General features: G+C 63.6%; 12 protein-coding genes. 5 read left to right on the top strand and 7 right to left on the bottom strand.

The window, feature by feature from the left end:
* Nucleotides 1-298 precede the first annotated feature (298 nt).
* Nucleotides 299-1,264: a right-handed parallel beta-helix repeat-containing protein gene (locus ASG20_RS19155; protein WP_168371644.1), complete on the top strand. Its 966-nt coding sequence runs from the start codon at nucleotides 299-301 to the stop codon at nucleotides 1,262-1,264.
* Between the two features lies 1 nt (nucleotide 1,265).
* Here ASG20_RS19155 and ASG20_RS18095 read toward each other — a convergent pair whose 3' ends face one another.
* Both ASG20_RS18095 and ASG20_RS18100 read right to left on the bottom strand, forming a co-directional pair.
* A complete protein-coding gene (locus ASG20_RS18095; protein ID WP_133032090.1) occupies nucleotides 1,266-2,189 on the bottom strand; it encodes a glycosyltransferase family 1 protein in 924 nt (307 codons plus the stop codon).
* Between the two features lie 41 nt (nucleotides 2,190-2,230).
* Nucleotides 2,231-2,890 carry an ABC transporter ATP-binding protein gene (locus ASG20_RS18100; RefSeq protein WP_056056158.1) on the bottom strand — a complete coding sequence of 220 codons (660 nt, stop codon included), beginning with the start codon at nucleotides 2,888-2,890 and terminating at the stop codon, nucleotides 2,231-2,233.
* A 278-nt stretch (nucleotides 2,891-3,168) separates the two neighbouring features.
* On the opposite strand from ASG20_RS18100, the gene ASG20_RS18105 reads away from it, so the two are divergent.
* Nucleotides 3,169-4,047 (top strand): hypothetical protein, encoded by an 879-nt coding sequence (locus tag ASG20_RS18105; RefSeq protein WP_056056160.1) that lies wholly within the window; start codon nucleotides 3,169-3,171, stop codon nucleotides 4,045-4,047.
* Nucleotides 4,048-4,119: 72 nt separating this feature from the next.
* On the opposite strand, the gene ASG20_RS18110 is transcribed toward ASG20_RS18105, so the two are convergent.
* The 3 genes from ASG20_RS18110 to ASG20_RS18120 all read right to left on the bottom strand — a co-directional run bounded on the left by ASG20_RS18110 (nucleotide 4,120) and on the right by ASG20_RS18120 (nucleotide 7,722).
* Nucleotides 4,120-4,971, bottom strand: coding sequence for a GDP-mannose 4,6-dehydratase (locus tag ASG20_RS18110; RefSeq protein WP_056056162.1), 852 nt, complete (start codon nucleotides 4,969-4,971; stop codon nucleotides 4,120-4,122).
* The gene (gene gmd, locus ASG20_RS18115; protein ID WP_056056164.1) at nucleotides 4,971-6,008 is read right to left on the bottom strand and encodes a GDP-mannose 4,6-dehydratase; all 1,038 of its coding nucleotides are present in this window, start codon (nucleotides 6,006-6,008) and stop codon (nucleotides 4,971-4,973) included. Before gmd ends, ASG20_RS18110 begins: the two co-directional genes overlap by 1 nt.
* 238 nt (nucleotides 6,009-6,246) lie before the next feature.
* The gene (locus tag ASG20_RS18120) at nucleotides 6,247-7,722 is read right to left on the bottom strand and encodes a glycosyltransferase family 39 protein (protein WP_133032091.1); all 1,476 of its coding nucleotides are present in this window, start codon (nucleotides 7,720-7,722) and stop codon (nucleotides 6,247-6,249) included.
* Between the two features lie 504 nt (nucleotides 7,723-8,226).
* Here ASG20_RS18120 and ASG20_RS19570 point away from each other — a divergent pair.
* The 3 genes from ASG20_RS19570 (at nucleotide 8,227) to ASG20_RS18135 (ending at nucleotide 12,109) form a co-directional block, all read left to right on the top strand.
* Nucleotides 8,227-9,462, top strand: coding sequence for an alpha/beta hydrolase (locus tag ASG20_RS19570; RefSeq protein WP_133032092.1), 1,236 nt, complete (start codon nucleotides 8,227-8,229; stop codon nucleotides 9,460-9,462).
* 267 nt (nucleotides 9,463-9,729) lie between these two features.
* Nucleotides 9,730-10,230, top strand: a complete 501-nt coding sequence (locus ASG20_RS18130) for a hypothetical protein (protein ID WP_236698798.1) — start codon at nucleotides 9,730-9,732, stop codon at nucleotides 10,228-10,230.
* Nucleotides 10,231-10,336: 106 nt separating this feature from the next.
* Complete coding sequence (locus ASG20_RS18135) at nucleotides 10,337-12,109, top strand: ABC transporter ATP-binding protein (protein WP_056056170.1); 1,773 nt, start codon at nucleotides 10,337-10,339, stop codon at nucleotides 12,107-12,109.
* Nucleotides 12,110-12,136: 27 nt separating this feature from the next.
* Here ASG20_RS18135 and ASG20_RS18140 read toward each other — a convergent pair whose 3' ends face one another.
* The gene (locus ASG20_RS18140; RefSeq protein WP_082471076.1) at nucleotides 12,137-12,604 is read right to left on the bottom strand and encodes a lasso peptide biosynthesis B2 protein; all 468 of its coding nucleotides are present in this window, start codon (nucleotides 12,602-12,604) and stop codon (nucleotides 12,137-12,139) included.
* Complete coding sequence (locus ASG20_RS18145; RefSeq protein WP_201780751.1) at nucleotides 12,601-13,236, bottom strand: aspartyl/asparaginyl beta-hydroxylase domain-containing protein; 636 nt, start codon at nucleotides 13,234-13,236, stop codon at nucleotides 12,601-12,603. Before ASG20_RS18145 ends, ASG20_RS18140 begins: the two co-directional genes overlap by 4 nt.
* Between the last annotated feature and the right edge of the window lie 125 nt (nucleotides 13,237-13,361).

The following is a 13,361-nucleotide window of genomic DNA, read 5'->3' on the forward strand; positions in this document are numbered from 1 at the left end:
CCTGCACCAGCCCGGATCGGCCCGCAAGCAAATGACCTCATATACTTACCGATCTGTCGGCGCGATTATCCTGCTACTGGCAGCAGCGCTGGCGGCGCTATCCGGGTTCGGCGGGGCGGATCGGACAGTCGCGCGCGCCGCACCTGCGCCCTGTGCCGCGGTAGCGCGCTTGACTGGTAGCGGACGAGATGCGGGCCCTGCCCTTCAGGACTGCCTGGACGCGACACCGGCGAACGGGACGATCGCGCTTCCATCCGGTCGGTACGAGATCGCGACGCCTGTTCGCCTGCGGCATCCAGTGACACTGACGACCCGCGGCGTTTCACCGATGGCGCCCCCATGCTCTGCCGACGAGCGGCGCTGCGCCGTGCTGCATCTCGCGATCAAGACGTCCGCAATCACCGGCGCGATCATGCCCATCGAGATAGCCAGCAACGCAGTCCGGCTCGATCATCTGGTATTCCAGGGAACACGGCTGAGCGATCCTGCCCTGTCGGCAAAACGTTGCGCATCGGACAAGGAACGGGCGATGGCGGGCGGACTGCTCGTCAACGGCAATACGGTGACGATCACCCGCTCGGTCTTTCGCGATATGGCCTGCTATACCGCGCTCGAATACGGCACCGGTGTCGAGGGGGTCATCAAGGACAACGCGTTCACCGGAAACGGTACGCATGACGCCCTGCTGCGCTGGGCGGACGGACTGACGATCCATACCGCGCAACGCTTCCAGGTGTCGGGCAACCGATTTCGCGACAATACCGACGTCCAACTGATCTTCGGCAGTTGCGTCGGCTGCACGATAACGGGCAACCACTTCGATCATAGTGGCAGCGCAGAGGGCGGCGCGTTTGCCGAGATCATGCTGCAGGCTTGGCCGAAAGCCACCAGCGGCGATTTCACCGGTACGCAGGTCACCCGGAACACGATCAATTGCGGTGCGCAGCGGCGTTGCGGCTTCGGCATCATGATCGGGTCCGCGCCTTGGTACGAGGCGTCGACCTTCGGGGGTGAGGTCACCGACAACCGGGTTCGCGGGGCAATGCTTGCGCTCAACGTCGACTATCTGACGGGGCCGATGGTGATCGCGCGCAACGATCTCGAGACGGTGTCCGGCACCTATCCGAGCATGTGCGGCCCGCAACGGATTTCCGGCGCCTCGGCGAATTTTTCACCGCGCTCCCGGACGGTGTTGCCCCCGATCGCTACGGATACGACCACCACCGCCAAGCACTATTGCATTCTGAATTACGCCATCCGCTAGTCTAGAGGGATCGCATCTCGGCCTCCACGGCACGATTCAGAAGATCGACCGTCTTTTCATTGGACGTAAGGTCGCGAACAGTCGTCCGGGCATTGTCGCTAAGCTGTCTGTATTCGTCCAGCGTGAGCGCCTCCAGCGCGGCTATGGCCTGCTCGATGGTATCCGTGACGATGGAATTTTCGGGACGCAGGAAATATTCGCCGAGCGTTTTGTCGCGCATGAACTCATGCGTGCTCACAACCGGAGTTCCGAGCATCATCGACTCAAGGCAGGACAGACCATAGGCCTCTTCGTCCTTGAAATGTGCCGTGAAGAACGATGTCGCCATCCGCGCATTGCATTGCTCGTGCGTAAGCAGGCCATCGGTCGCCTGATGGCCGAACATATAGCAGTTCCCCTGCCACTGCGCGCGAAACGCTTCGAAGGCAGGCAGTCCGCGCTTCCAGAACGTCGGCATGCTGATGAACGACGCGATCGTCCGGTCTTCGAACGACCGAACGATATCCTTGGCGGGAACGTCGGCAATCACGGGTCGCGGAAAATACAACAGCCTGTGCTGTATCGGATCCGGATAACTGCGCCAAAGCCCGACATCCGGGCATATCAGGATATTCGAGATATTGGGCTCGTACACATGGTTTTGCTGAGCGATATTCAGAATCATCGTGTCGCCATGCTGACGCGCAATAGCCTTTAGATCGTCCTCCTGTGCCTTGCACCCGATCAGCACGAAGCCCGGCTCCGTCTTCATGTAATCCTCGAAGGATATGATCTCTCCGCCAAGACCGGTACTTTCAGCAAAATACTTAATCCGCCCCCAATCGCTATCGGGGCTGAAGACCTTGAAACCAATAGCCTTGAAATCACGAATTAATGCTTCGGTGCCCTGGGGGTGATAATTCTGGATAAGGATAGACTTATTCATGCAGATATTTCCCAGCCCGTATACCGATTGAATATGTATTTTTACTGTATGGACTGATTGTGCATGTGGATATCGATCGCTTCGTCTATCGTGTCGTAGAAACTGAGCCGGCCATCCTGCAAGACCGCACCGCGTTCGCAATACGCGCGCAACGTATTGGGGTCGTGGCTGATCATCAACAAAGTGCCAGCAGAGCGCCGATGATGGAGCGCCTCTTCGCAACGCTGTCGAAAGCGGTCGTCGCCCGCGGCAGTAACTTCGTCCACCAGATAACAATCGAAATCGATCGCCAACGAAATACCGAATGCGAGACGCGCCATCATACCGGCCGAATAGCTATAGATCGGCTGATAGAAATAGGCACCCAGCTGCGCAAAATCCTCGACGTAATCGAGCAGATGCTGGATGTCCCTGCTATAGATCCGCGCGATGAAACGCGCATTGTCGGCGCCGGTAAGGCTGGACTGGAAGCAGCTCGAATAGCCGATCGGCCAGGAGCATGATACCGAGCGTGTGATGCGGCCGGCGCTCGGTGCCTCGACGCCCGAAATGAGACGCATCAAGGTCGATTTACCGGCGCCATTGGCACCGCATATGCCGAGACTGCATCCGGTAGGAATATCGAAGCTCAAATCGCTCAGCACATCCTTGCGAAACTTCCGAATGTGATAGCTTTTGGATACGTTTTCAAACGAGATCATCAATTAAACCACAATATATCAATGTCATCGCCCTGTGCGATCACGCTCGGATCTACCGAGCAAATCAATGCTCCGTGTCACCGCGGTCGGCACCCAGTGTAAGGCTCCGAGACGCAATTCTCAAGCAGCGGCATTAATATCGCTTGCTGGACCAGACAGACGACCATACCGTTACCGAAGGTTAACTGCACGCTGATCACGCAGTATTATGATCGCGTTTTGCGATATATATCAAGTGTTTAGCCAATCAATATTTGGTTTAGCAATCAGGAGTTACAATGGTCGACAGCCCATTTTGGCATTATCAAGCCCGGTTTGACGTTCCAGGAACTATCCGACGCTATGCAGCTGGCCCGCAGGTCGCACGCGCCGACTACGTGCTCAATTATTTTGGCGTGGCGATCGATCCTAAGTTCTTTCCCGAGCATCTCGAGCCGATGAAGGGGACCATCGAAGTCGATGTTATTCCGGCCAATTGGCATGCCGATATGGCGGAGTTCGGCGCGGCATTGCGCGCCATCGATCTGGCTGGCGATGTGTTCACCGTCATCGAGCTTGGCTGCCACTGGGGCTGCTGGATCAACATAACGGGCGTGGCAGCACGTCGAGCGGGTAAGAAAGTCCGCGCGATCGGCATCGAGGGCGAGCCAAATCATGCGGCGTTCGCCCGGGAGTCAACCTTGGCAAACGGGTTTTCCCCCGAAGACGTGACGATCCATCACGGGGTCGCGGCGCCCCGTTCGGGAACTGCATTTTTCCCACCTGAGGGAAGCGGGCTCGATCCGATCATCAATGGAACGCCGGACCAGGAAACGGAGGCGGAGAATACCGGGCTCTATCACAAGCTGCCCGCGGTCGGTTTCGCCGATCTTGCGGCCGGCGTGGAGCGCGTGGATTTGTTGCATATCGACATCCAGGGCGGCGAGGCCGATTTGGTCGCCAGTTCGCTGGACTTCCTGAACGGGCATGTCGCCTACATGATGATCGGGACACATTCGCGCGAGATCGAAGGACGCCTTTGCCATGACTTGCTGTCAGCGGGATGGCAACTCGAAGTCGAGCGTCCCGCCATCATGGACCTTGCCGGCAAGCCGATGCCGCGGGTCGATGGCGTCCAGGGCTGGCGCAATCCCCGCGTCACAGGTCACGCCGGATGACGTACGCGCAGCCGATCATGGTGACACGCCGTCGGCTGCCATAGCGTTTTAACTGGGTCTACTTATTGGGATCTACGTCGCGCTCGCGGCGTACATCCACTGTAGCGTATCGGCGAGGCTGCGCGGCGCCCAATCCGGCAGCGTCTCGCGGAGCAGCGTCGCGTCACCGCCCAGCACCTCGACGTCGCCCTTGCGGACGAACGCCTGGTTGACCTCCACCGCGATCTGATGGCCACTGATCGCGGTCAGTTTCTCCAGGATGTCGCCGATCGAGGAGACCGCCCCGGTCGCGACGTTGACCACCGGCGGGACGTCGGTCGCGAGTGCCAGACCCGCATAGGCGTCGGCGACCGACCGCACGTCGCCGAAATCGCGCTCCACCCAGGTATTGCCGAGTTCGATCACGTCGGCACGCCGGCGGAAATGATCGACGATCTTAGGGATCAGATACTGCGTGTCCTGACCGACGCCGGTATAGTTGAATGGCCGCGTCACGACGATCTCCAGCCGGTCGCGCCACAGATCCGCGCCGTCCTCCATCGTCCGCTTGCTGATCGCATAATGGTTGACCGGGTTGGTCGCCGCGTCCTCGGTGATCAGTCCCTCGGCATTGGGGCCGTATACCTGCGCGCTGGACGCCAGGATGCAGCGTGCGCCCGGCTTCCTGCGGCTGACCGCGTCGAGCAGGTTGAGCGTGCCGAGCTGGTTGACCGTATAGAAGGACAACCAGTCGCTCGCATCGACGAACGCATGACCGGCCAGATGGATGACCCGGTCGAAATCCAGGCCGTCGACCGCCTGGTCGACGGCCGCCTGGTCGCGCAGGTCGCACTGCAGCACGACCGGCGTCGCGCCGGCCCGCTCCAGCGCGGCGGACACGAAGCGACCGGTAAAGCCGGTCGCTCCGGTCAGCGCGACCCGCATCAGAACGACCAGCCCGCAGTATTGCGACGCAGGTCGGCTTCCATCATCAATCGTGCGAGTTCTTCAAGCTGAACCTCGGGCTTCCACCCCAGTTCGCGCTCGGCCTTGCCCGGGTCGCCGATCAGCAGATCGACTTCGGACGGACGGTAGAATGCCGGATTGACGCGCACGAGCATCTTGCCCGTCTTGCGGTCGATCCCGGTCTCGTTCTCGTCCTTGCCCGACCAGTCGAGCGTGATCCCGACATGGCCGAACGCCAGCTCGACGAACGTGCGGACCGGCTCGGTGCGGTTGGTCGCTAGGACATAGGTGTCGGCGACGTCGTGCTGGAGCATCAGCCGCATGCCTTCGACATAATCCTTGGCATAGCCCCAGTCGCGCTTGGCATCGAGATTGCCGAGCTCGAGGATCTCTGCCTTGCCCTGCGCGATCTTGGCGACCGTGTCGGTGATCTTGCGGGTCACGAACTCACGCCCTCGCAACGGCGATTCATGATTGAACAGAATCCCGCTGGTGCCGAAGATGCCGAAGCTTTCGCGGTAGTTCACGGTCAGCCAATGCGCGTAGAGCTTGGCGACGCCGTACGGGCTGCGCGGGTAGAACGGCGTATCCTCCTTCTGCGGGATCGCCTGGACCTTGCCGAACATCTCGGAGGTCGACGCCTGGTAGAAGCGGATGTCGCGATTGACGGTGCGGATCGCCTCGAGAAGATAGGCCGCGCCGAGACCGGTGATCTGCCCGGTCGCGATTGGCTGGTCGAACGACACGCCGACGAAGCTCTGCGCGGCGAGGTTGTAGATCTCGGTAGCTTCCGAGGTCTCGATCAGCCGGATCGCCGAGCCCATGTCGGTGAGATCATATTCGACCAGCTTGAGCCCAGGGTGGTTGGTGATGCCGAGCTCGTCGATCCGCCAGAAATTGACCGAACTCGTCCGCCGGTACGTCCCGTAAACCGTATAGCCACGGTTCAGCAGGTTCTCCGCCAGATATGCGCCATCTTGGCCGCTGATCCCAGTAACGATAGCGGTCTTCGACATAGTTTCTTCCCTCGATAACATGGCAGGGGCGATAGTAGCGTCATGCGCCGATAACCAGAGAGTCTTCCGCCCTTTTTGCGTTTTGATGGGGCATTCCCGTGCTGGATGGTCCCCTTACGGACCATTCTCGACGATCTGTAGCAAGGCCCAGTCGGCAAGCCCTGCCGCCAAAGCCCTGTCGATAAAGCGAGGTCGGCGGATGGATGCGGCAACGCAGCGCATCGACAGTCTCCGGCGGTCAGTGCGTGGCTTGCCCACGCGTTTGCCCAAGCGCGGCGAAATCCGCCCTTTCGTACAGCGCCCAGGCGGCCCCCGACAGGCGAGCGCTACGACGGACGACGAGCCGGCGATAGCGCTGTCCGCAGCGAACGATCGTCGGCGACGCCCTATCGTGCACGCTCGGATCGATCTGCAGAAAGCGCCGCGCGGGACAGTCGCCGGTGATCGCGAGCGGATAGTGCGCCTCGGCCGCAGCCACGCGCAACACGGCGACGGGACGCAGGTGATCGACCATCACAGCGGCTCCGCGCGGCGCACGTGCCGCCATCGTCGCGATCGCTGCTCCGGGATCGCCGCGACGAAGCGCCGCTTGGGCGAGATTCTCGCAAAGGCTGGCGACGACGATCGCCCCGAGACCTAGCATCGCCAATACTCCGCCCCATCGACGCCTCCCCCCTCGACTGGCGCCCCGTGGCTGGACAAGCGCGTGCGCGATATCGTCAGCGACGAGCAACAGGATCGCGACCACGGTCAGCAGGAAATAGCGCGGAAAACTGCTGTTGCCGATCTGCAGAAGCGGGAAGAGCAGCGGAAAGACAGCGATCGCGACGATCGCGAACGGTCCGATAGCCGATCGCCGACTACGCACGCGGAGACCAAGCCACGCGACCGCGACGACCGGCACAACGACGATCCCTCGTCCCACCCATTGCCCCGCATCGGGCAGTCCGAGCGTAGAGCTCACCATCCTTGTCATTGCAGTGGCCCACCCGGCTAGCGAAAACCCGCTGTAATCGCCAACCTGCATACCGGTCGTGCTCAAGGCCGCAGCACCGAACGTCGTCCCGATCGCGAGGATACAGGCGCCGATGCTGGGCAGCAGCAGGCGAATGGCCGAGCCGAGCGCCGCCTCGATCGGCATCCGTCGCGCCATTACCCACACCGCCCAGACGGCGATGGCCAAGACGAAGAACAGCATCGTCAGTTGCGAGAACAGCCCCAGCAGCGCCAACCCGCCGAGGCCCAAGGCCGTCCGCGGCGATCTGCACTGCGGGTCGTCGAGCACCCGGGCGACGCGCCAGATCATGGTCATCGCGGCGAGCAGCATCGGTGCGTAGCCGCGCGCCTCGGACCCGTAGTTGACGAGAATCGGCGAGACCGCGAACAGCAGCGCGGCGACCAGCGCATGGACGACGCCCTGCCGCGCACCGATCGCGCCGGCGACGAGGATGGTGAGCGTACCGGTCGCGATCGACAGGCTGCGCAGCGCGAGCGGCGCGGCGCCTAGACCCCACATCTGCATCCACAACGTGTTGAGGTGGTGGTTATTGTCGTGGTTGATGTCGAGGAACACGCCGAGCGGCGTTCGAGCCCGTGCTGCAAAGATCGCCGACCACGCCTCGTCGACCCACAGCCCGCCGCGTGCCGACCAGATCCGCAAGGCAAGACCCAGCAGAGCGATCGCAAACAGGGCAGGGCGGTAGCGACGGCGCACGTCTCACCCGTAGGACATGCGCGTTAAGACCAGATTAGCTATGGCCACCGGTCGGCCCATCACTCACCCTTCTGGTTTGTTGCCAGGATGATTGCCGTGATGGAATGATCGCCTCTGGTCCACGTGACCTGAGCACAGGAAGGCGGTTTTCGTTGATTGGCAATCCAACGGCCGGAAACCGCGTGTCTCCAGATGCATTAAATCGTCTATCTGTGACGGTCGCAGCGACACCTCGGGCGCTGTCAGCCCAGCGGCGGATGGGAAAAAAATGCGCGCGCTATATGGCCCTATAGGATCGTGATACCGATAAGCCGGATCAAGCGCATCGATGCCGAATAGCCAATCCGCCGTATTACAGGCGGACCCTTTTGACACACCTGTCATGGCGACAACGATCAGGCGATTCACCTAATCTTGCGCAGACGCGCATAAGTTGCAATCCGGAAGCAATGATGCCTTCCTTCGTTACTTTCTCTTCAACTGCGCCGGTCGGCAAGTTCGGTCATGACCGATAAAACGCGGGCAGAGCGGCCGCCAACTGCCGAGTTATACCGTAGCGATACGATAATGGTCAGGCAGGTCGTTACCGGTTCATCGCAACGTTGGGTCATCACCTTTGATCATCACAGCATTGGTGATGGCTTCGACCGCTCTGGGTTTGGTGAAGAATTCCTGCTCGCCAATGGTATTTCCGCGATCCACGTTCTGGGACGCGGAAACGACTGGTATCAATACGAAGATATATTCGACGCATTGGCAACGGTTCGTGCAGCGACAGCCGGCGCCGCGCGAAGGATAACGTATGGATCCAGTATGGGCGGCTATGCAGCGGTACGTTTCGCCGATGCGGTAGCGGCGGATGGTGTCCTAGCGCTATCCCCGCAATGGTCGATAAACCCTTCGCGCGCAGGTTGGGAACATCGGTGGCCGCAAGATTCTCACAGGATTCACTGGCTCGATTCAATTGATGGACCTGTCAGCTGTCGAGCCCAACCGGTGCTGATCTACGATCCGCACATGCCACTGGACCGCCGGCACGTCCGACACATCGCGGCGGAAACGCCGTCGCTGCTGATTGCGGTTCCATACAGCGGGCATCCGGCGAGCACCTTTCTCGGCGAAATCAGTTTGCTGAAGCCGATGCTTGAGGATCTGCTGCATGATCGTTTCGACGCCAAGGCCGTGGCTGAGACGATCAGGGAGCGCCGGTCGACGAGTTCGGTCTATCTTGGCTCGCTTGCCGAGCGACAGCCCGATGTCCGTCCGCGTACGGCGCTGGCGCTGGCGCGCGCGGGGCACGCCGCACGGCCTGGCAGTATGCTCGGAATGCTCAGTCTAGCGCGTACCCTGACACGTACCGGCAACCACCTCGAAGCGGTGACGCTCCACCGCGAGCTCGCCATGCACACAGAGCGTATGCCGCTGTATCTGGTCCCCTTTGCGGATGCTCTTTGGCTGGCCGGTGCAAGGGGCGAAGCGCTTGCGATCGCACGAGAGGTGGTGGATGCGTTGCCAGCGCAGGCCCATCTCAGAAACTGGCGGGCCACAATGTTGTGGAAGAATGGCGAGCGGTCCGCGGCGATCGGCCAACAGAAGCAGGCCGTTGCGCTTAATCCGAAGAATAGCCGATATCGGCGCAAATTCTATCTGTACCGGATCGCACGATGCGGGTGGTGGTTACCCGACTTGCTCCGGCGGACGAGCTTAAAATGGGAAGCGTCACGCCAAGTTCAGTTATAGGTGACAGGAACCAGCGCTTGAGCAGCACCGCAGGCTTCATGCGTACCAACCACTGTTTCCACCTTGCCACGAGAAAATACTTGGGAGCCGGGACTGTATTGTCGCTAAATTGGCTGGTCAGACGAGCGACCAAACACCCGGGACAGCCCGAGGCAGCCTTGTATCGCCATCAGCATGCATACCTCTGACCTTCCCTCCGAAGATTCGAACACGCCCGGTACAAGAGGAAAACGAAAGGTGAAGATTTCGCTTTCCTTCGACTCGGCGGTGACTCATAGAATCACGATGCCGATCCGCCCCGAAAACCGCTGGCTCTATCCGATCGACTGGCCGCAACTGTCGCAGGCGATCCGGTTCGACCGCGCCGGCGCGCGGTGCGAGCGGTGCGCGCGGCCGCACCGGCGGTTCGTCGCGCATCTCGGCGACGGACGCTGGTGGGACGGCGATGCGGCATGCTGGCGGTCGGCGCGCGGACGGCGGGTCGCGGTGCGCGATCGCTTCGAGCTGGGCAGCGTCCGGACGACCTATGTGGTGCTCGCCTGCGCGCATCTCGACCATGATCCGGGCCACAACATGCCCGCCAACCTCGCCGCGCTTTGCCAGCGCTGCCACATGCTCCACGACGCGGCCGAACATCGCTGGCAACGCTGGTGGAACGTCTTCCGCCTGTGCGCGCTGCGCGACCTCTACGAGGATCCCCGCCTGACGCACGCACGGAGCGCCCGACGTCCCGTGTCGGCGCGAGGTGAGGGTGCGGCGCTGGCGTAGACCGCAGGACGGCGCGCACTTGCTCGCGGCGCGGCGGACCCGCATGCTGCACCATGCGCTTTTTCCGCCATCAGGTCGCACGCCAGAGTCTCATCGGGTGACCCCGTTGGGCACGGCAGCCGGTGACGCCGCAGTCCCCGAGCCCAGGACGTCGCTGATCGCCGACGTCCGCGCATTGGTCGGCGATTTCGTCCGCCATGGCGGGCGTCGGCTGGCCGTAGCGGTCGCATTGATGCTCGCGGGCGGCGTGCTCGAAGGCGTCGGGCTCGCGTTGCTCGTGCCGATCTTCTCGCTGCTGGCACCACAGACGGGCGGGCGCTGGCGGGCGATGATGGTCGAGGCGCTGGCGTCGGTCGGGCTCGTCTCGCAGCTGACACAGCTGGCGGCGGTGCTGCTGGCCTTCTGCCTGCTGGTCGGTCTCCGCGCGGTGGTGCTGGCAACGCGCGACCGGCTGGTCTCCGACCTGACGCTGGGGTTCGTCGATCATCGCCGGCTGATGCTGGTCACCGATCTGGCGCGGGCGCGCTGGTCGGCGCTGGCGCGGCTGCGGCACGCGCGGATCGGCCATATCCTGTCGAGCGAGATCGCCCGGCTTGCGCTCGCCTGCTCGATGCTGCTGACGATCATGATGGCGGCGATTATGCTCGTGACGCAGGCGATCCTGATGCTGCTGCTGTCGCCGGTCATCGCGCTGCTGACGATCGGCCTCGCGCTGCTCGGTCTGGCGCTGCTGGTGCCGCTGTCGCGTCGTGCGGCGACCGTCGGCACGTCGAGCGCGCGGTTCGCGTTCCGGATCGCCGGCGAGGCTGCGCAGTTCCTCGGCGGGCTCAAGATCGCGATCGCGCACGACATGGCCGACGCGTTCGTCGCGCAGATCGCGCAGGAGAGCGGCCACCTCCGCGCCCAGCTCGATGCGCAGCGCCGCTTCCAGTCGCGCGTGTCGATCGCGTCGGCGAGCGTAGCCTCGCTGGTCGGTGCGGCCCTGATCTTCGGCGCGGTGCTGATGGGCGTACCGACGGTGACTCTGTTCGCCGCGCTGGTCGTGCTGGTGCGGATGAGCGGCCCGGTCCGGTCGCTGCAGCAGAGCACGCAGCAATTGTTCGGCGTCCTGCCCGCCTTCACCGCGTTGCGCGCGCTGAAGGTCGATCTCGGCGATCCCGTGACGGCCTTGCCCGATGCCACAATGGGGTCGGTGCGACACGGGCCGCTGCGCTTCGAGCAGGTGGCGTTCCGCTATCCGGATGCGCTAGCGCCGGTCTTCACCGGGCTCGATTTCACGATCGGCGTCGGCGAGATGGTCGGGCTGTCCGGCCCGTCGGGCACCGGCAAGACCAGCCTCGTCGATCTGCTGACCGGGCTGCTCGAACCGACCGCGGGACGGATCATGATCGGCGACGGGGTGCTCGGCTCTGCCACGCTGGCCGGCTGGCGGCGTCGGCTCGCCTATGTGCCGCAGGACTCCTACCTGATCAACGACAGCCTGCGACGCAACCTGACCTGGGGCAGCGCCGTGCGCGCCGACGCCGATCTCTGGCAGGCGCTGGCGCTGGCGGGCGCGGCCGACATGGTCGCGGCGATGCCCGGCGGGCTCGAGACCCGGGTCGACGAACGCGGCACGCGGCTGTCGGGCGGCGAACGCCAGCGGATCGCGCTCGCGCGCGCGATCCTGCGCGATCCCGACCTGCTGATCCTCGACGAGGCGACCAACGCGATCGACGTCGCGACCGAACAGGCGGTGATCGCCAACCTCCGGCGCGCGCTGCCGCGCACGACGATCCTGATCGTCGCGCACCGCGAGGAGACGCTGCGCGCCTGCGACCGCGTGATCGCGCTGGAGGCCTTCAGGCCCGCGGAGATCCACTCCGCCGCACCGCGCTGAACCCCGCGTCCCGGCCCGCGCGGCCCGTCACGTAAAGCGACCGACCTCGGCCAGCCCCGGATCGACCGGATAGCCGGTGACCTGCAACCGGCCCGCGTCGAGCCAGGCATGCGCCACCAGCTTGGTCCCCGTCGGGTCGCCGACGCCGAGATGCAGGACGCTACTGATCCCGCGGCGCGCCAGCATCGCGCGCGCGGCGATCGCCTGCTGCAGGCACTGCGTACGGAAGGGCAGCCACGGCGCCACCGCAGCAATCGCCCAGCGGACCGCGAACACGCTGGTCTCCTTGTCGGGAGACAGCGGGGCAGGGGGGGCGGGGGATCGTGACGGGACCATGCCGCCCAGATGCCGGGCGAGAACCCGGAACGGCAACAGGCTGCGCAGACGCGCCGTCAGCAGCGCCGCCATCGCCTCGACCACCAGGCGTCGGTCGGCACGACGCATCCGCGCTGCAGTCCCGAGCTTGCGTAGCGCCCTGCCACTCCCGAGTGTCATCGCGATAGCGGCCCCCCGGTCTTGGCCCGATCCAGCAGGTCTTCGAGCCAGCGATCGACGATCGCATCGATCACCAGATGAACGCGCGCGGTCGTGCCCGCATTGGTCACCGAATGCGGATCGGCCAGCCGCAGATACCAGACGCTGCCGGGCGCCATCGACACGCGCGTGCCGTTCAGCCGGAAATCCACATCGGGGTTAGTCGCGACCGGGATGTGCAGCCGCGCGCGCGCCTGTTCGGCCGCGAGGTCGTAATCGCGGTGCGTCTTGATCGCCGATCCGGGCGCCAGCCGCATCAGCCGCACCGCCTCGATCGGACAGGCAAACGCCGCGAGGACCTGTGTGAAATACGGGCACAGCACGAGCAGCGCGGTATCCTCCCAGTCGCGACAGCCGGGATCCGGCGCGATCCGCAGGATCGGATGCGTGACGCCAACCGGCGCGCGCAACGGCAGCACGCTCCAGTCGCCGGTGTAATGCTGCGGCACGAAATGCGCGGTCCAGGTGTCGGCATCGAGCAGCGCCAGATCGTCCGCGAGACGAACCGGATCGAACGCCAGCGGCAGGCACAGCCGATCCGGCCACCCAGCGTCGGCGCCGTGTCCGTGCAGTTGTCCGCCAAGCCCCGCCACGATACCCCGTCTCCGATCGCCGCAGCGTAAGAGGCGGCGACGCCGATGCCAAGCAGGCGCCGGTCAAGCACCGATGCCACACGGATACCGGGGGGCCGCACCCCGAAACGCTGCGGTATCATGCG

The organism is Sphingomonas sp. Leaf198 (genome assembly GCF_001424005.1).
In the GTDB taxonomy this organism is placed as follows: domain Bacteria; phylum Pseudomonadota; class Alphaproteobacteria; order Sphingomonadales; family Sphingomonadaceae; genus Sphingomonas.